The organism is Undibacterium sp. (genome assembly GCF_030683615.1).
GTDB classification, from domain to species: domain Bacteria; phylum Pseudomonadota; class Gammaproteobacteria; order Burkholderiales; family Burkholderiaceae_D; genus Undibacterium; species Undibacterium umbellatum.
Map to the genome: position 1 here is coordinate 154676 of NZ_JAUXQE010000036.1, position 18802 is coordinate 173477.

Genomic DNA, 18802 nt, shown 5'->3' on the forward strand with positions numbered 1-18802 from the left:
GCTCAACAAGTTCATGGTTTTGTGCTTGTGATCTTGTTCAGGTAAAAAGTTCCATCTACACGTTCATGCCAATGTGCTCCAGCTTCAGGTAATTCAAACAAGCCTTGAGGAATGTAAGAGCTGAGCGCAGCTTGCATACTCACATCCTGTTTCAGATGTGGTGGTAGTTTGCGCCAGTCAGTAAAGTTATAAGGGCCTGGCTGGCGTTCTAGATGATTTTCTATGGTCTTGGCAGGGAAGCTCAGGACTGGGGTATTCTGATCATTGAAAAAATTGTAGTAGCTCCCCTTATTGCCTGTGAAATGGACAACATAGGCCTTGTCCTTAAACCGATCGCTGACAAGGTGACCAAGATTGCCATGGCGCGGTAACCCGCTACGATTCAGGTGCACGAAATGCCCCCAGACGATGATTTTTTGATTCGCATAGCGATGCTGCAGCAGGGAAAGCAAATTCTCGCCCATGACCGCACTGCGGTGTTCATGTCTGTTTCCCCAGTAACGCCTCGCCTGATCCTCGATACTGGCAACAATGCGTTGCCAGAAATACTGCTCACTTGAAGGGAAAGCAGCTTTTAATTGTTGCATGAATTGAAAATATTGTTCCTGGGTCTTGGTATCGGGTGCTGTGCGGTCCATGTTGAACAAGGCCAGGCTGAGTTCGGCAAATTTACTCCAGAAAATATTGTTGCCCAACTTGGTATTGCCTGTCTTGTTAAGTTGATTCTTCAGGTCATTCAACAGGTATTGTCTGGCATAGGTGCCAGTATGCTGACTATCCATGCCCGATAGTATCAGGGGAGAATTTCCCTGTTTTTGAGTTTGGAGATATTCGAATAGCCCTTGCATTGCAGGGCTGTTTGCATACAGGTAAAACACATTGCCTGGTGCTTGTGAGCGAATGGTGTTGGCTGCATCGGTAGTTCGCCAGATGTGCTCAACATCATATAGACCACTTTCCAGCACCAACACCTGGTAACCATGTTTCTCATGCAGATATCTCACCAGCCTGGCTTTCAATGCAAAGACATTTTCTTCTCCATGGCTTTGCTCATCCAGCAGGATGATGTGGCTATCTTTGATGGCTGCACCAAAAGCAGCAAGGTCGGCGTAGTCATCGCTGGCATTTTTATCTGTGATCGCGCTGGTGTTTTTTGTTAGCCATGTATCCCATTCGGGTGATCTGGTTTGTGCGATTGCTGCGGGCAGGGCAAGAGCGAACAATAGTCCGCTTATCCAGGTTTTTTGCATCATAGATAGGCGCTTTTAAAATGGCAGAATTTACTTGTTCAGCATGCGGTTTAGAGTCGCATCCTTGTCGATAAAGTGGTGTTTGCCTGCGCCCGCCACATGCAGGAGGATGGCCGCAATCAGGATATAGGCTGTCGCCTGGTGTATGCTGGCACCAGCTCTTGCCCAGAATTCACTATAAGCCAACACTTCTGCGGGGTTGCCAGGCATATGCTGAGCAGGAACCAGTACCAGGCTGAATATGCCAAAGCCGTGGCCGCTGGCTCCAGAAAACAACATGCCACTGACGGGTAAAGCTATTGTGCCAATGATCAATACCCATTTGACGACTTTTGCTGCTAAATGTTCGAGTCGGGAATAATCCGCTACGGGTGCAGGCCAGCCATTTTTAATGCGCCATAGTACACGCAGTAGGGCAGCAGAAAGCACCAGCACGCCCAGGGACTTATGAATGGGGTACAAGTCCCAGGCTTCTGCCCTGGTCATATACACACCTGCTGCACATAGACCCATGATAAGGATGCCGATGATCCAATGCAGAGAAATAGTCAGCATGCTGAGCTTGTTGGGTTTGTCCATCATTTGTACTCATCCTGATTAAAGAATGATGGACTGCACAAAGCCATGAAAGTTTCAAAAAAATCCCGACTTGGTGTAGCTATTTTTGCGCCTGGATTAACTGGCGCGCAAACAATCAACGATCTTCATTCGGGCTGCCTGCCATGACGGAATGAAGCCACCGACAAAACCCATAAACAAAGAAAACACGATAGTCTGGACCGCGATCTCGGGCGTCAGTTTAAATTGGAAGGCTAACTCACTAAAGGTCTGAAAATTGGTCGTTGAGATATCGACTGCTTGCATCCATGAAGCGGCAAACAAGCCTATACAGCCGCCCACCAGAGAGAGCAAGAGTGACTCAAATAGAAAAGCAATCAATACAGCGCTGCGCCTGAAACCCAGGGCGCGCAACGTACCAATTTCCCCGACGCGCTGGGCGACGGCGGCGAACATGGTGATCATGGCCCCAACAATGGCACCGATGGAAAAGATGATGGAAAGGCTCAAGCCAAGGATGCGGATGAAGGTGGCAAGCGCTTCACTTTGCTCTGCATAGAATTGAATCTCCGGTTTGGCTTCAATTTGCAGGCGTTGGTCAGTGTCAATGGCAGTTTTTGTTTTTTCAAAAGCCGACTTGTCGGCCAGGCGAAACACCATGGTTGAATAGGCATTGCGGCGAAAGGCTGCCATCATTTGCTCAGCATCGCCCCAGATTTCGCTGTCAAAGCCAGTCTTGCCAGAATCGAATACACCGACGACCACCCAGTCTCTTTGGGCAAAGTGCAAGGTTTCGCCAAGATCAGTGCCACGGAAACCACTGGCGATGGATTTGCCAGTGATGATTTCTGAGGTGCCGGGCCGGAACATGCGGCCCTGCACCAGCTTGACCTGTGGCCGCAATTCCAGTCCCAGCGCAGATGTGCCGCGCACGGTGACATTGCTGGGTTTGCCATTGCTGCGTTTGGGCAGATTATTCAATACCACTGGTTCCTTGCTGACCAGTCGCTCACCATCGCCGTTAGTGGCAATGCCGGGCAGGCTCTCGACGATGGCGGCCTGCTCGCGCGAAATACCACTATTAATTTCCGCGCCTGCGCCTTTACGCAAGACCAGTACATTGTCAGGCTGCCCTGTTGCGACCAGCGTGGCGCGTATGCCTTCACTCATCATCAGCACGGTGGCAAAGACAAATACCACCAGCGCCATGCCACCCGCAGTCAGCAGCGTGGTGACGCGCCTGACCCACAGGTTGCGGGCGATATAAGAGAATGGAATCGCTTTCATGCGACATGCCTCAGACCGTTGACGATATCTATCCGGCTCATCTTCCATGCAGGCCAGGCTGCTGCAACGACGCCTACGACCACACTTGCCAGCAATTGCAGCAGCATGGTGAGATCAGACACCATGAATACGGGAAACAGTGTGCCCACGGCCTTGGCAAAGGCATTGGCAATGGGGATAGTCAATAGCAAGCCTAGCCCACCTCCCAGCAGGGCGATCACCAGGCTTTCACCAAACAAGAGTTTGACGACAAAGCTGGGCGAAAATCCCAGTGCTTTAAGTGTCGCGTACTCAGCCAGCCGCTCACGTGCCGTCATGGTCATAGTGTTTGCCATCACTGCCATAATGATGACGACAATCACGACGCTGACGGCGTTGACTGCGACCAGGATGGCTTCGCTCATGGAGACAAAACCCAGTTGAAATGCTTTCTCGGTTTCCGTCAGTGTCTCTGCCAGTGAATTTTTAAACTGGGCGTCTATGCGTTCAGAAATAATCGGCGCATTGTTGGGTTCGTTAATGCGTACCACATACACACCGACATAGTCTGCCCCTTTGGCAGCCCGCTTGCGCACCGATTCCGCCAAAAATTGCCAGTGAAACAGCAGTTGTGATTCATCTGTCTTGGCATCAATGCCGTCCCAGATGCCACGCAAGGTAAAGTTCCAGGTGCCGGGGAAGATAGTGCCACGTATCGGTATCTGGTCACCTATTTTCCAGCCATATTGATTGGCCAGCTTGCGTCCAACCACAGCACCCTGCCTGTCAAGCAGGAAAGCTTTTTTCTCTTCGTCTTTCAATACATATTCAGGATAGAGCGCCAGATAGCTGGCGGGCTCCACTGCAAACTGTGGGAAGAAGTTTCTTTCGGTGATATAGATGCCGCCGAACCAGTTCGACCAACTGATGCCTGTTACACCATCCACCGTTTTCAATCTTTCGGCATAATTTAATGGCAGAGGGAAGGTGAGTGATATCGCATTGCGGGTGATGAGACGGGTGCTGGAGGTACCTTCTACGCCTGCGTACCAGGCATCGATAATTGTACGTAGCAAGCCAAAAGCGCAAATTGCCACGACCAGGCCAACCATGGTCAGCAAGGTGCGCAGCTTGTGGCGAAATGCATTTTTCAGTAAAAGGCGAAAGATGAACATAATGGCGGGTGTTCTTTATATCTTCAATGTGCAGTCAAGTGCACAGCAGCGTCCATGGCCTCATCCGGCACCAAGACGCCTTTTTCCAGATGCACCAGGCGTTTCGCGCGCATCGCAGCTTTCGGGTCATGGGTCACCATGACGATAGTTTTGCCCAACTCGCTATGCAATTCTTCCAGCAAATCCAGCACCTCACCAGCAGTCACTCTGTCGAGATCGCCGGTAGGTTCATCAGCGACTATCAGGGTAGGGTCAGTCACTAGCGCCCTGGCAATGGCAACACGCTGCTGCTGCCCACCAGACAACTCATTCGGATAATGATCCATTCTGTCGGTCAGGCGCACCATGCCCAGTGCCGCTTCGACATGGGCTTTGCGCTGGCTGCGGGACAATCTCGTCAGCAATAGCGGCAACTCTACATTTTCAAACGCTGTCAGCACCGGCATGAGATTGTAGAACTGAAAAATAAAGCCGACATTGGCAGCGCGCCAGTCAGCCAGTTCAGACTCGCTGAGCCTGGCGATATCGATACCGCCAATTTCTATACTGCCACTGGTGGGTTTGTCTATGCCAGCAATCAAATTGAGCAAGGTGCTTTTGCCTGAGCCACTGGGTCCCATCAAGGCAACAAATTCACCTGCGTGCACATCGAGGTCTACACCTTCAAGCACGGGTATATGTTGCCCGCCGCGCTCATAGGATTTGCCCAGTTGTTGTATGCGTATCAGCACTTCTTCATTGTTTGCGGTCATTTTGTCGCCACCACTACTTGCGCACCAGGTTTTATTTTCTCAGAGGGGGACAACACCAGTCTGTCGCCTGACTTCAATGCGCTGCTGACTTCGACGTTATCACCTATCTTGCGGCCCAGCGTGACAGGTATCAATTCCACCTTATCGTCCTTGAGGCGGTAAACTTGCTTTTTACCCTCATGGTCGACGACGGCCTTGGGGTTGACAGCAAGCAGGGGTTTTTGATCCGCATCGGTGATTGTTTGTGACAGGATAGTCACCTTGGCACTCATCTCAGGCAGGATGCGTGAGTCCAGTTTTTCAAAACGTATCTTGGTCATGACCGTGGCCTTGGCTCTGTCTACGGTAGGCACGATACCGACGATGCTGCCTTTGAAGCGGCTGTCGGGCAAGGCATCCAGCGTGATTTCAACTGGAGATCCTATTTTGGCCTTGGCCAGATTGCTCTCCGATACATCTGCTTCGACCTCCAGCGTCGTCATGTCTGCCATGGTGACTACCGCACCCTGGCTGCCCGCAGCATTTGAAAAGGGGGTGATGATGTCGCCGACATTGGCATTCTTGACCAATACCACGCCATCAAAAGGCGCGCGGATTTCCGTAAAGTCCTGGCTTACCTGCTGTACTTTAAATTGTGCTTGAGCAACGCCAACGGCTGCCTGCGCCGACCTGATGACGGCTTTTGCCATATTCACACGATTAATCGCTGTGTCCAGTGCTTGTGGAGATAAAAATCCTTGCGTGCGCAGGCCCTGGCTGCGTTTCAGTTCGGATTCTGCATTCAGTAGTTCTACATTGCCCTGGGCAACGCTGGCTTCAGCTTGCCGTATGCCAGCCAGGGCCTGGGCTTTGGCGGCCAGGATGTCGCTGGCATCAAGTTTGGCCAGCAAATCCCCTTGTTTTACCTGGCTGCCTTCACGTACATTCAGTTGTATCAGGCGGCCAGTGGCCTTGCTGGCTACTGCGGCGCGCCTTTGCGCGACGACATAGCCTGAGGCTGTCAGTTGCGCATATTGCTGGGAAGGGTAGGTTGTGATGACAGAAGTGACTTGCACCTCGATTTTGCCGGGTTTCAGGGCAAAGCCAATTGCTCCGGCAAGGATAACGAAGCCAGTAATCCAGCGGCCCCAGCGTATTTTTTTGCCTGGCGCACTGCTGCCACGGTCAATTTTCAACTGCTTTAATGCGGAAGGAGGGGTAGATGAAGGTGTATTCATGTTGTCTTCTTCAAAAGTGGGCGCAAATTGCCTGTAAATTTTACACGGATTAGCTTTTTGTTATGCGCTAAGATAGGCAATAGGTAGTAACTCTGAGGTAAAAAGCCGAATGCGGTTTATAATTTCAGCTGTTACAACAGCTAATGCGCATTTTTTGTCACTGACGTGGTCAACATTTCCGGAACCAAGTCGGGCAAATAAAGTCTTAAGGACTATGAATCAGGTTTCCAATCAAGCACATCCGGATTTTCATCAACATCAGACAGGACACTGGCGAGCCATCGCACTGGCTTCTGTTGTTCATGCTGTTTTGTTAAGTTTTTTGTGGGTGGGAGTGAGTTGGCAAAATAAGGCTAGTAATGAAACAGTGGCAGAAATTTGGGACTTAACGAACCGTGAAGCTGCCCCGAAACCTGTCCCCGTACCCGAACCTATTGTGGAAGAAAAGCCAAAAGAGCCTGTCCCGGTCAAGGAAGAAGTGCGTCAGGAAGACCCAGAAATAGCTCTGGCGCAGGAAAAAAAGCGTAAATTGCTCGAAAAGAAAAAGGAAGAAGAGCTCCAGCGAGAATTGGCTGAGAAAAAACGCAAGGAAGAACAGCAAGAAAAACTTGCCGAGCAAAAACGCAAGGAAGAAAAGCTGGCCCAGGAAGCCGCAGAGAAAAAGAAATTGGCCGCCAAAGAAAAAGAAAAGACGGACAAGCTGTTTAAAGATGAACTCGCGCGTGTCACCAAACAGGCGGCGAATACAGGTAGTGGTGGCTCAGGGACCAGTGAAAAATCCACCGGGAACACCCGCGGTGATCCAAGTTATATCGCAAAAATTGCCGCCAAGGTCAGGTCCAACACGAATTTCAGCGGAATTGACAGTACTGCGGGTAATCCTACCGTGGAATACAGCATTAACCTATTGCCAGATGGATCACTCCGTGGTGGAATACGCAAAGTTAAATCCTCAGGGATTGCCAGTTTTGACGATGCGGTGGCTGCAGGAATAGAAAAGTCTGCTCCTTTCCCGCGTGACAAGAGTGGTCAAGTCCCGTCCAGCCTGACGCTGGTTTATCGTATGAAGGAAGAATAAAACCCGATGATGTCCATGTTGAAAAAAATTGCAGTGACGGCAGTGATCGCTGCTGTCGCTAATTTATCTGGTCTTGCCCCTGCTTACTCCCAGATCAGGGTCGAAGTATCTGGCGTAGGTTCCAACCAGATACCTATCGCTATTGCTGGATTCACAGATGAGGCCCTTACTCCTCAACAAGTGACCAGCATCATCAAGGATGATTTGACACGCAGTGGCTATTTCAAGATTATTGATGCCAATGTTGTCCTGAACGAAAATGCCGTTGTCAATTTTGGCGACTGGAAAGCCAAGGGTGCAGATGCACTGGTAGTAGGTAGTGTGCAAAGCCTGGCCGATGGCCGCTTCGATGTGCGTTACAAATTGCTTGATACGGTCAAATCCAGCACTTTGTCCGGTTTTTCTGTGACCGCGCCACCAGCCAATGTACGCCTGACGGCTCACCGCATTGCGGATGATATCTATGAAAAACTGACTGGCGTACGTGGCATATTTTCAACTCGTATCGCCTATGTGACCAAGGCTGGTTCTGAATATCGCCTGGAAGTGGCAGACGCCGATGGCGAAGGCACCAAAATCGCCTTGCGTTCTTCTGAGCCCATCATTTCGCCAGCGTGGTCACCAGATGGTACCAAGGTCGCCTATGTATCCTTTGAAAAGCGCAAGCCCGTAATTCTGGTGCAAAACCTGGTCACAGGTGAAAGAACTGAAATCGCCAATTTCAAGGGTAATAATTCCGCACCAGCATGGTCGCCAGATGGCAGCAAGCTGGCCGTGGCATTGTCGCGCGATGGCCAGACCCAGATTTTTACGGTGAATGCCAATGGCGGCAATCTGCAAAAACTGACTTCCAGTTCTGCTATCGATACTGAACCACAATTTGCTGCTGATGGCCAGTCGATTTATTTCCTCAGCGACCGCGGTGGCAACCCGCAAATCTATAAAATGAGTGCAGGTGGGGGCGAGGCCAAGCGTGTTACTTTTGGCGGCACCTACAATATCACTCCAAGAATATCCCCCGACGGTAAGACTTTGGCTTATATTTCACGTCGCGACGGTAAATTCCAGTTATATGTACTGGATTTAGCCAGCGGCCAGGAATTAAGGCTGTCTGACACTACCAAGGACGAGTCACCGAGCTTTTCACCAAATGGACGTTACATTATGTATGCAACCGAGTCAGGCCGCCGCGGCTCGCTCGCGGTAGTGTCTATTGATGGCAAGGTGAAGCAAAAATTGACGGTCCAGGCCGGAGATATTCGGGAGCCCACCTGGGGTCCCTTCATGAAATAAGCAGTATTTGACTATTTGTTTAGCTATTTTAATCAGGAGAGAAAATGCGTTTTACATCCCAATCCAAAACACTCGCAATGTTGATTTCCAGCGTTGTTTTGATGACAGCCTGTGCTTCCAAAGTGCCTCTGGAAGACAAGAAAATCGAAGATAATTCCACTAACAAGGGTACAACTACACAAACTGACACTAACACAGTCAAGCAAGTGACTGCCGTAGTCGATCCATTGACACAAGGCGCCTTGGCAAAACGTAGCATCTACTTCGACTATGACAGCTACGCAGTCAAAGATGAATTCAAGCCAGTGGTAGAAGCGCATGCCAAATATTTGGTTGCGAACAAAAACCGCAATATCCTGATCCAGGGTAATACCGATGAACGTGGTGGCCGCGAATACAATCTGGCACTGGGTCAAAAGCGTGCTGAAGCAGTACGCAAATCTTTGACACTGCTGGGTGTGTCCGATGCACAAATCGAAGCTGTCTCTTTGGGTAAGGAAAAACCAAAGGCAACAGGTAGTGATGAAGCTTCCTGGGCAGAAAACCGTCGTTCCGATATTCTGTACAAGTAATTTTGTGTTTGAAAGCCTCTGTTGAGGCTTTCTTTGCATTTGGCGCTGTGTTTCTTTTCCAGAAGTGCAGCGCGTATCCATTTTTTCAGATTGCCATGAAACTCAATTCTTTACGCACTACCTTTCTCGCTGCGGCACTATCCTGCGCAATTTTGCCATCTGCGGCATCTGCCGGTATTTTTGATGATGATGAAGCACGTAAAGCCATCCTGGACCTGCGGGCAAAAGTGGATGCCGTGAATGCCAGACTCGATGCCAAGCTTGAAAGCAAGGCAGATAAAAGCACCGCTTTGGAACTGGCGAATGAAAATGAATTGCTGCGTTCAGAAATTGCCAAATTGCGTGGTCAGATAGAGGTCCTATCCAACGACCTGGCGAATACCCAAAAGCGTCAGCAAGATTTTTATGTCGATCTTGATAACCGTGTCCGCAAGGTTGAGCCCAAGCGCATGACAGTGGATGGGCAGGAGGCGACAGTGGATGTCAGCGAGCAACGGTCCTACGACGCTGCCATGGCCTTGTTTAAGGCGGGTGACTATAAGGCTGCAACACCAGCTTTTTCCAGTTTTTTGATGAATAATCCACAATCGGCATTTGCCGGTTCTGCGCAATACTGGCTGGGCTTCTCTTATTTTGCGCAACGTGATTTCCGCAATACCATTTTGAATATGCAGCAAGTAGTGAAGAACTACCCTGATCATCCCAAGGCGCCTGATGCCTTGTTGAATATCGCTTCCTGCCATATAGAGTTGAAAGAGAAGGCGGCCGCCAAAAAAGTCCTGGAAAGCGTGCTGGCAAAATACCCTGACACCGAAGCTGCACAGGCAGCAAAGAACCGTCTGGCTGCATTGAAATAGGGCAGCTTACCTCTTAATCTGGCAGCAGCGTTGACAGCGACCCCGAAACCCCCTATAATCTTTGTCTTCGGGTCGTTAGCTCAGCTGGTAGAGCAGCGGACTTTTAATCCGTTGGTCGCAGGTTCGAATCCCGCACGGCCTACCACGAATACCAAAGACTTAGGTCACTTTACTAAGTCTTTAAATTTTTTAGCAGTATGTAGCAGTTTTGGGTCGTTAGCTCAGCTGGTAGAGCAGCGGAATTTTAATCCGTTGGTCGCAGGTTCGAATCCCGCACGGCCTACCAAAACAAAGGACTCAGGTGTCAAACCTGAGTCCTTTTTTGTTTTTGCATCACGGCTGATGGCATGTTCCCCCATAATATGTAATGCCAAGACAATGCCAGAGCTGTGTCGTGGTCCCCTGCCATATTACTGATCGTGGGACTATCATGGCCTTGTCCTTTGAGTGAGCTTATTACCATGAAAAAAAAATCTGGCAGTGCAAACAAGCAGGCTGCGCCTGAAGTGCAGGAAAAACACGAGATACGTCCTGGCCAGTCGCTGGAGTTGCTCAAGGAGTTGCACATCCTGACGCGGGATGGCAAGATGAACCAGGATAGCCGCCGCAAGCTCAAGCAGGTTTATCATCTCTATCAGTTCATAGAACCGCTATTGCAGAAATTGCAGCAAGACCATGCTGATATCAGTCTGGTAGATCATGGTGCGGGCAAGTCTTATCTGGGCTTCATCCTGTATGACTTGTTCTTCAAGTCAGAGCAGGCCCAAAGCAAGGCCAGGATTTATGGCATAGAAACGCGGGATGAGCTGGTGCAGCGTTCCACAGAGCTGGCACAGCGCCTGGATTTTCCGGGAATGTCTTTTTTGAATTTGTCTGTTGCTGATTCGATTACTTCATCTGCCTTGCCAGAAAAAATCGATATTGTCACCGCTTTGCACGCCTGTGATACGGCGACGGATGATGCGATACAGTTCGCTCTCAAGAAAAAAGCGCAGTTCATGGTGCTGGTGCCTTGTTGCCAGGCAGAAGTGGCGGCAGAGCTGCGCAAGTCCAAGGGTGACGCAGTAAAGAATAACCCCTTGTCAGAAATGTGGCGTCACCCCATCCATACGCGCGAATTCGGTAGCCAGATCACCAATGTGCTGCGTTGCCTGCAACTGGAAGCACATGGATATCAGGTCAGGGTCACAGAACTGGTAGGATGGGAACATTCGATGAAAAACGAATTGATCGTGGCAGAATACAAAGGCTTGTCAGCCAAGCGACCGGCAGAGCGCCTGGCCGAGGTATTGAAAACGACTGGACTGGAAGCCATGCAGAGAAGATTTTTTGTACAGTTGTGAGCATTTGTGGCGCACTTGCCACCGTAGCTCATCAAGGTCACTGTTAGGTCATAAAAAATGATTAATATCATTTATGCTTAATCTGTAAAGCATCTGGTTTTTCCAGGCGTTTTTTTGATCGCTTCACTCATCATTAGTAAAGGATAAAAAGCATGCTGGCCGCCGTTGATCTGGGTTCCAACAGTTTTCGCATGCACATTGCGCGGCATGAAGGTGACGTCATCAAAGTCATCAAAAGCGCGCGCGACCCCATACGCCTGGCAGCTGGCCTGGACAAGGATGGCAATCTGACACCAGATGCCATGCAAAAAGCGATTAATTGCCTGGCACGTTTTCGCGAAATCCTGAATGCCTACCCGGTAGAAAATCTGCGCGTTGTCGCCACCAATACCATACGCATCGCCAAGAATGCCGCGCAATTATTGCCGCTGGCGGAGGCCGCCATAGGCTGCCCCATCGAAGTAATTTCAGGTGAAGAAGAAGGCCGCCTGATTTATATAGGGGTATCGAATGCGGTTGCCGTACCTGGAGAGCGTCGCCTTGTCCTTGATATCGGCGGCGGTTCAACCGAGGTGATACTCGGCCAGGGGCATCAAATCCTGCGGGTGGAATCCTTTAGTATAGGAACGGTCAAGCATAGCACCAGTTTCTTCCCCGATGGGCGTCTGACTGATGCCGCGTTTGAGGCAGCCATCTTGTCTGCGCGTTCGATGTTTGAAGACGCCGCGCCGCCTTATCAGCCGCAACATTGGCGCAAGGCTTATGGTTCATCAGGCACGATGCGGGCGATTTCTGATGCCATCAGCAAAGGTGGCCTGGGTGACGGCACTTTGACCTTGAAGAGCCTGAATGCACTCAAACAATATTGTGTGCAATGCGGACAGCTGGATCAGCTGGAGCTCAGCGGCATCAAACCTGAGCGCGTCGCCATGGTAGTAGGCGGCCTGGCCATACTCATAGGTCTCATGACCGAGTTCAATATCACAGTCTTGCTGCCGATCGAGGCTGGTTTGCGCATGGGCGTGATGTGGGATTTGTATTTGCGTGCAACAAAGCGCGATCGCCGTGAGGTTGCTGTACAGTCTTTCGCCAATCTGTTCCGTACTGATATGTCTCGCGCAAACCGGGTGGCTGATATGGTGAGGTCGCTGTATCTGCAATTAAGACCGGCTGGTGATACTTATGTGCACTTATTGCAATGGAGTGCCATCCTGCATGAAGTGGGAATGGTGATTTCGCATACCGGTTATCACAAGCATGGTGCTTACATGATAGAAAATGCCGACATGGCGGGCTTTACCACACGTGAGCAAAGAGTGATGAGCAAGCTCATCCTTAGTCAGAAAGGTAATCTGCGCAAGGTGGGTGATGGCTTGGCTGACCAGGATTTTGCCAAGGCAGTGCTGGCCCTGCGCCTGGCGGTGATGCTTATGCATTCACGTGCAGAAATTGATTTTGAAGATGTGCGTTTGAAAATGAAGGGTAGGGTTGAGCTGGAAATGAAACGTGACTGGGTCAGTGTTCATCCTACAGTGGCCTACTGGTTGCAAAAAGAAATTGAAGCCTGGCGTGAGATAGGTGTGGATTTTTTGGTTCGGGCAAATGTGTAATTTTGCTGTGTCTTGCTCAGCTATCCTTGCCCTCGCAATTGTGCAAGGCAAGGATTGATACAATCAAATGCAATCAGTGACCATGATGGACCTGAATACGCGGCCCAGGAGTTTTCCAGACTTGTTATAGGCTTCGAAAATTACCGTGCCGCCAAATTTGTTGGCTTTACTGCCCGCTCCGCCCACCATATCGTAATAGTGAACCTTGACCACTTCCTTTAAATGAAATGAAACGAGCGGTCTTTTTCCTGCATATGTATCCTGCTGCAATTTATGGATATGAATGAGGGCTATTTCTGCTTCATTGAGCTTGCCAAAGGCGGCTAAATACGGATCTGTTTCATAGTCCAGTACAGGTGATATCGGGTACTCTTTTATCTTGATATCCTGATTGGCGGGCTTGCCATCAATTTTCCCTGTGAGTTTACCGTCAGCCAGTTTATCTATCTGTATGTCAAACTGACGTTTGCCATTCCCAAAATCTGGGAAGTTGGCTCGGCATTTCAATACCTCTTCCGCACCTGCAAGACTGGCAAGCAGGCTGCCTGCGATCACAAAAATATACTTGAAGATGTTCCACATGTCACGACCCATAGGTTTGCTTGAATGCGAGCTAAGAATGACATAGTCTGGATGCCATGCAACGCGTTGTCTACAAGGTATTGAATATTAGTACCACGGGCAATAAAAAAGCGATGCTAAATAAATCTGACATCGCTTTTTGAACAGGGCATGCTGTATCAGAAATCGAATTGTGCCGACACTTTGTATGTGCGTGGCGCACCAGGGAATAGATAACCACCCAGTGATTGCGTTACATCACGCCAGTAAAACTTGTCCAGCGCATTATCGATATTGAAGCGTAGGGTGGTAGCTGTATTACCAATTTGCGTGGTATAGCGCGCACCCAGATTCATGAGATGGTAACCTGGCACAGTAACACTATTGTCCGGGCTGAAAGCCTTGCTGCTGGCATATTGCCAGCTTGCATTCACATTCAAGCCCTTGAATTCTGCTACTGCATAATCAGCATAAATAGTGGATTTGAAGCGTGGCACATTCATGACACGCTTGTCGTCGAGACTGCTGAAGCCGGTGTTTTGCTGTTTAGCATCCAGCGCAGTCAGGCTGGCACCTAGATTCAACTGTGATGTCAGTTTGCCCTGTGCAGAGAGTTCCAGGCCTGTGTGCAGTGCTTCGCCATTGCTGACATAGGTATTGCTGCTATTGGTATATTCCAGCGGCTTCTTGATGCGGAAGATGGCTGCAGACAGGCTCAGGTCGCGCAGTACGTCAGCTTTCACACCAAATTCAATTTGCGTGGATTTGCCTGGGTTCAGCATTTTGTTTTCATTGCTGGTGCCAAAAGGGGCGATGCCACCATGTTCCAGACCTTGCGCAAAACTGCCGTAGACCGACACTTGCAGCGTCGGTTTGAATACCAGCGCTGCCGTTGACAGTAGCTTGTTCTGGTCATAGCCAGGGTTATCAAACTGAGTGCGCGAGATATTCAAATGGCGCAGACCCAGATGCAATTTAAAGTCATCTTGCAGACTGATAATGTCTTGTACAAATGCAGACCATTCCTTGTCTGTGCGGCGCAAGAAAGCCGGGCCGGTTTTATTTGCCGATGGCGTGACGCTGACAGGGTGGAACAAATTGCTGCTGCCTGCATAGTCATAGATGTAGTCACCAAAATAATCCTTGCGCTGCGAATTACTGAGACCAAGTGCCAGTTCGTGCTGCATGCCACCCGCATTGAATTTACCATTCAGCAGGGCTTGAGTGCCCCAAAGTGATTTGGATTCATTTACGCTTTGGTAGTCATACACGTCATAGTCGCCATTCGCGCAATAGCCAGGGTACAGATTGGCTGCACCACATCCGTAAGGGAAGGCAGTGTAGTCATCACGTTTGAATTCATGCTTGTTGACAGCGACACTGGCACGCCAGTCAGCATTGATCAGGTACTCATAACGCAGCCCCAGATTGCTGTTGCGGGTATCTACAGGCCTGGCCCAAGGCTGTGAATTCAGCATCAAGTCAGCAGGAACGCCGCGTGGCAAATCCGTACCATTGAATAATTGAAAGCCAGGTACAGACAATTGCGATTTATGCTGATAGTCAGCATCGAATTGCAGCAGGGCTTGCGGTGTGATGTGCCAGTCAAATGCTGCAGAGACGAACTGGCGCTGACCATCCGCACCTTTGACGTAAGAGCGCAGACGTTCACCCGCTGCATTGATGCGGAAACCAAACTGCTTGTCGTTGGAATTATCACTGATGTCCGCTGCGCCATACACGGTACCGCGCTCACTGATTTCAAAAGTGGCTGAACGAACCGCATAGCTGGCAGGGCGTTTGGTCACATAATTGATGATACCGCCCGGCGTGCCGAAGCCAGCCTGGAAACCTGCGATACCCTTGAGGATTTCTATACGTTCCTTGTTTTCCAAAGGAATAGAGGCATCACCAGGAATGGCAAAACCATCCTTGCGGTAGCTGCTGGAGTTATCGAGGGCAAAGCCGCGTATCGAGAATTGCTCGGCATAACCGATGGCGTTATAGGCGTCATTGACACTGGCGTCATATTTCATCGCATCAGTGGTCTGGCGTATGCGCAGGTCCTGCATCTGAGCTGTGTTGAAGGCATTGACTGAGTTTGGCGTATCCAGTAGCGCTGCATCAATGAAACCAGTGACCTTACTGCGTTCTACTTTGGCTTCATTGCTTTTGCTGCTTGTGATTGTCACTTCTGGCAGTGATTTATCATTGCCAGCTGTGCTCTGGGCATGGGCAGATGAGAGCAACAGGAAAGCCTGGGCGATGGAGAGTGCGATGACGGTGGGGCGTAATACAGTAAGGTTGGACATTGTTTGCTCTTAATGCGTTGTGGGTGACAGCGCGGGAGCAAACAAAGAAGCAAGAAGAGCCGGGACTTTGCGCTTCCCTTCGCTGGCATTATCCAGATCAGGTAGAAGGGACTCTCTCACCCGGAAATATTATTTCCAGGACCCCTAGCGTAGGCGGCAGTTTAACACGAATCCATTTACATGGCCTTTTTGGAGCAATTGGCGCTTAACTGCCTTGCTTTGCTCCAATTTTGACAGTGCGGAAATTGCGCCATAAACCTTCCGCCGAATAGACGACCAGCGCTGCCCAGATGGCGATAAAACCGGCCAGCTTGTTGATGTCGAAGGGCTCGTGATATAGCCAGACACCCAGCAATAACTGCACCAGTGGTGAAATGTATTGCAATAATCCCAGGGTCGTCATCGGTATGCGGCGGGCACCAGCAGCAAACAATAACAAGGGGATGGCGGTAATTGGGCCGCTGATGAGCAACAGCATCTTGATGTCTATACTGCTGGAGGCAAAGCTGTTTTGTCCATGAAAAGTCATCCAGCATAGCCAGCCAAAGGCAAACGGAAAGAGCAGGGCGGTTTCCAGTGACAAGCCTTCCAGTGCACCCAGGGCCGAGGTCTTGCGCAGCAAGCCATAAGTGCCAAAGGTCGTAGCCAGCACCAGGCCTATCCATGGCAGGTGACCAGTCTGTATTGTCAACCAGGCGACGCCTACTGCAGCTAATGCTACCGACAGCCATTGACCAGGGCGCAGTTTCTCCCGCAACAAGACTGAGCCTATGAGGATATTGACGAGAGGTGTGATGAAATAACCGAGACTGGCATCAACGATGTGACCATGATTGACTGCCCAGATATACACAAACCAGTTGGCGGATAAAAGTACGGCGCTAAGTGCAAAGCCGCCTATCAGTTTTGGTTGCCTGAATGCGGTACTGACCCAGGCCCATTGCTTGCGCCAGGTCAGTACGCCAACCAGAAAAAGCAGTGACCACAGCATGCGGTTTAGCAGAATTTCCAGTGCCGGTATGTCGTGCAGGGTCTTGAAATAGATGGGGAACAAGCCCCAGAGAAAATACGCGGAGCCAGCAAACAAAATACCTTGGCGCATGAGAAGCAATCAGTAAGGCTTGCGGCAGCAAGCAAGGCAAACATTATCGCTTGAAAAGTAATTCTTTGCTGCCAGCGCCTATTTGCTTCTTGCTGTGACCAGATGCTTGCAAAGTGCTTCGGTACCATCGAGTATGCGTGGCCCGGCGCGATTAAGCCAGTCCCCCTTGACTGCATAGAAATTGTTTTTCTTTACTGCCGTCAGGATGGGGTATTGCTTCCAGTCTGCCATGCTGTCGATATTCTCACCACTGCTGAGGATGACGTCTGGGTTGGCAGCCAATACAGCCTCATTTGTGATGGTTGAACTTAGGTCTTTGAGTTGGCCAAATACGTTTTTGCCACCACACAGCCGTATGGAGTCTGACACCATATGCGTGTCATTGATGGTCATCAACGGCCTGCGCACCATTTGATAATACACGCCGACCGGTGTTGCCCCAGCTGGCAATTGATAAGTTTTGCGCAGACTGTCAAGACGCTGCCTGAACTTTTGTGCATTGGCTTTACCAGTACTACCAGTGCCAGCCAGTGTCGCTAGTCTTTCTATCGAAGTTGCCACCGTTTCAAAGTTGTGTGGCTCACTTTCAAAGACGGTGATGTGGTTGCTGCGCAATTTGTTGGCCAGGATTTTCGCATTGCCTGTACCCCAGACGATGACCAGATCAGGTTTGAGGGCAAGCAGGCGCTCCAGATCCAGGGCAAAAATATTGCCTATCGATGGCAGTTTTTTCGCGGCTTCGGGATAGTCGCTATAGTCGGTTACTGCAATGATATTATTTGCTGCACCTGCCTCGAATAGCATCTCGGTAATATGTGGAGCGAGGCTGATGATGCGTTGCGCTGGTTTCTCTAGCGTGACCTGGCGTTGCGCATCATCCAGTACAGTGATGGCGGCGTGCGAAGTATTTGAAACTAGGCTTCCTGCCAGGCAGGCTGCAAGCACAGCACTGCCTGTTAATAGCGGAAAAAAGCGCATCAGATTTCCAGATTGTCGATCAGGCGTGTGCCACCCAGTTTGGCTGCAGCGACTACTACCAGCGGCGATTGCTGGGCGATATCGCCCGCAGATGGTGGTTGCAGGTCAGCGCGCTTGCGTATCGAGATGTAATCCGGTTTCCAGTTGCGTGTCGCCAGTTTTGCCATGGCCTGACGTTCGAGTTCAAACATATCAAGATGGCCGCCGCGTACTTCTTGTGCGACTTCGTTTAAGACCTTGTACAAGGCGGGTGCCTCAGCGCGTTCTTCTGGCGACAAATACATATTGCGTGAAGATAGTGCCAGGCCATCTTCTGCCCTGAAAGTTTCAGCTGCGATGATTTCAGTCGGCAGGGCAAATTGCTTGCTCATATTGCGTACTATCATGAGCTGCTGATAATCTTTTTTACCGAATACGGCAACGCGTGGCTGCACGCAAGAGAACAGTTTCAGTACAACAGTAGTGACGCCAGCAAAGAAACCGGGACGGAATTCACCTTCGAGTATATTGCCCAGGTCATCTGGTGGGCGCACTCGATACTCTTGCGGTTCTGGGTACAGGTCTTTTTCAGTCGGTGCAAACAAGACATACACGCCTTCTTTTTCCAGTTTCTCTACGTCAGCCTGGAAAGTGCGCGGGTATTTGTCGAAGTCTTCATTCGGGCCAAACTGCAGGCGGTTCACGAAAATCGAAGCGACAACAGGGTCACCATGTTTTTTTGCCAGCCGCATCAGGGATAAATGCCCTTCATGCAAATTGCCCATGGTTGGGACAAATGCAGTACGCAATTGTCCGCTCAACTGGTCGCGCAATTCTTCTATGGAGGAAATGATTTTCATGTTACGGCTCTTTAGTAAGGATTAGTCTTATTCTTATGA

Annotated in this window: 17 protein-coding genes, 2 tRNA genes and 1 riboswitch; of the genes, 8 read left to right on the forward strand and 11 right to left on the reverse strand. The window is 50.1% G+C overall.

Annotated features, from left to right (window positions below; translation table 11 throughout):
- Window positions 1-11 precede the first annotated feature (11 nt).
- From Q8K39_RS19150 to Q8K39_RS19175, 6 genes are all read right to left on the reverse strand, one after another.
- Entirely contained in the window at window positions 12-1253 is a 1242-nt protein-coding gene (locus Q8K39_RS19150) for an erythromycin esterase family protein (RefSeq protein ID WP_305262704.1), read from the reverse strand.
- 27 nt (window positions 1254-1280) lie between these two features.
- Window positions 1281-1832: a cytochrome b gene (locus Q8K39_RS19155; RefSeq protein WP_230413561.1), complete on the reverse strand. Its 552-nt coding sequence runs from the start codon at window positions 1830-1832 to the stop codon at window positions 1281-1283.
- 93 nt (window positions 1833-1925) lie between these two features.
- Window positions 1926-3095, reverse strand: coding sequence for an ABC transporter permease (locus Q8K39_RS19160; protein WP_305262708.1), 1170 nt, complete (start codon window positions 3093-3095; stop codon window positions 1926-1928).
- Window positions 3092-4249, reverse strand: coding sequence for an ABC transporter permease (locus Q8K39_RS19165; RefSeq protein WP_305262709.1), 1158 nt, complete (start codon window positions 4247-4249; stop codon window positions 3092-3094). Before Q8K39_RS19165 ends, Q8K39_RS19160 begins: the two co-directional genes overlap by 4 nt.
- A gap of 23 nt (window positions 4250-4272) precedes the next feature.
- A complete protein-coding gene (locus Q8K39_RS19170; protein WP_305262711.1) occupies window positions 4273-5001 on the reverse strand; it encodes an ABC transporter ATP-binding protein in 729 nt (242 codons plus the stop codon).
- Window positions 4998-6218 carry an efflux RND transporter periplasmic adaptor subunit gene (locus Q8K39_RS19175; protein ID WP_305262713.1) on the reverse strand — a complete coding sequence of 407 codons (1221 nt, stop codon included), beginning with the start codon at window positions 6216-6218 and terminating at the stop codon, window positions 4998-5000. Before Q8K39_RS19175 ends, Q8K39_RS19170 begins: the two co-directional genes overlap by 4 nt.
- A 109-nt stretch (window positions 6219-6327) precedes the next feature.
- Between Q8K39_RS19175 and Q8K39_RS19180 the strand changes: the two genes are divergently transcribed.
- The 8 genes from Q8K39_RS19180 to Q8K39_RS19215 all read left to right on the forward strand — a co-directional run bounded on the left by Q8K39_RS19180 (window position 6328) and on the right by Q8K39_RS19215 (window position 12971).
- The gene (locus Q8K39_RS19180; RefSeq protein WP_305262715.1) at window positions 6328-7296 is read left to right on the forward strand and encodes a cell envelope integrity protein TolA; all 969 of its coding nucleotides are present in this window, start codon (window positions 6328-6330) and stop codon (window positions 7294-7296) included.
- A 15-nt stretch (window positions 7297-7311) separates the two neighbouring features.
- Window positions 7312-8589 (forward strand): Tol-Pal system beta propeller repeat protein TolB, encoded by a 1278-nt coding sequence (tolB, locus tag Q8K39_RS19185; protein WP_186951846.1) that lies wholly within the window; start codon window positions 7312-7314, stop codon window positions 8587-8589.
- Between the two features lie 44 nt (window positions 8590-8633).
- Window positions 8634-9161, forward strand: a complete 528-nt coding sequence (pal, locus tag Q8K39_RS19190) for a peptidoglycan-associated lipoprotein Pal (protein WP_186951845.1) — start codon at window positions 8634-8636, stop codon at window positions 9159-9161.
- A gap of 95 nt (window positions 9162-9256) precedes the next feature.
- The gene (ybgF, locus tag Q8K39_RS19195; RefSeq protein WP_186951844.1) at window positions 9257-10018 is read left to right on the forward strand and encodes a tol-pal system protein YbgF; all 762 of its coding nucleotides are present in this window, start codon (window positions 9257-9259) and stop codon (window positions 10016-10018) included.
- A 69-nt stretch (window positions 10019-10087) separates the two neighbouring features.
- Window positions 10088-10163: transfer RNA gene (locus tag Q8K39_RS19200), tRNA-Lys, on the forward strand.
- Window positions 10164-10228: 65 nt separating this feature from the next.
- Window positions 10229-10304, forward strand: a tRNA-Lys gene (locus Q8K39_RS19205).
- Window positions 10305-10479: 175 nt separating this feature from the next.
- Window positions 10480-11361: an SAM-dependent methyltransferase gene (locus Q8K39_RS19210; RefSeq protein ID WP_305262716.1), complete on the forward strand. Its 882-nt coding sequence runs from the start codon at window positions 10480-10482 to the stop codon at window positions 11359-11361.
- Window positions 11362-11513: 152 nt separating this feature from the next.
- A complete protein-coding gene (locus Q8K39_RS19215) occupies window positions 11514-12971 on the forward strand; it encodes a Ppx/GppA phosphatase family protein (protein WP_305262718.1) in 1458 nt (485 codons plus the stop codon).
- A 63-nt stretch (window positions 12972-13034) separates the two neighbouring features.
- Here Q8K39_RS19215 and Q8K39_RS19220 read toward each other — a convergent pair whose 3' ends face one another.
- The 5 genes from Q8K39_RS19220 to panC form a co-directional block, all read right to left on the reverse strand.
- Window positions 13035-13565: a hypothetical protein gene (locus Q8K39_RS19220; protein ID WP_305262720.1), complete on the reverse strand. Its 531-nt coding sequence runs from the start codon at window positions 13563-13565 to the stop codon at window positions 13035-13037.
- 146 nt (window positions 13566-13711) lie between these two features.
- Entirely contained in the window at window positions 13712-15844 is a 2133-nt protein-coding gene (locus Q8K39_RS19225) for a TonB-dependent siderophore receptor (protein ID WP_305262722.1), read from the reverse strand.
- Between the two features lie 57 nt (window positions 15845-15901).
- Window positions 15902-16000, reverse strand: a riboswitch (TPP riboswitch).
- 49 nt (window positions 16001-16049) lie between these two features.
- Complete coding sequence (gene rarD / locus Q8K39_RS19230; protein ID WP_186951838.1) at window positions 16050-16946, reverse strand: EamA family transporter RarD; 897 nt, start codon at window positions 16944-16946, stop codon at window positions 16050-16052.
- Window positions 16947-17024: 78 nt separating this feature from the next.
- The gene (locus tag Q8K39_RS19235) at window positions 17025-17924 is read right to left on the reverse strand and encodes a cobalamin-binding protein (protein ID WP_305262725.1); all 900 of its coding nucleotides are present in this window, start codon (window positions 17922-17924) and stop codon (window positions 17025-17027) included.
- On the reverse strand, window positions 17924-18763 hold the full coding sequence (gene panC, locus Q8K39_RS19240) for a pantoate--beta-alanine ligase (protein WP_305262727.1): 840 nt from the start codon (window positions 18761-18763) through the stop codon (window positions 17924-17926). Before panC ends, Q8K39_RS19235 begins: the two co-directional genes overlap by 1 nt.
- Window positions 18764-18802: the final 39 nt, after the last annotated feature.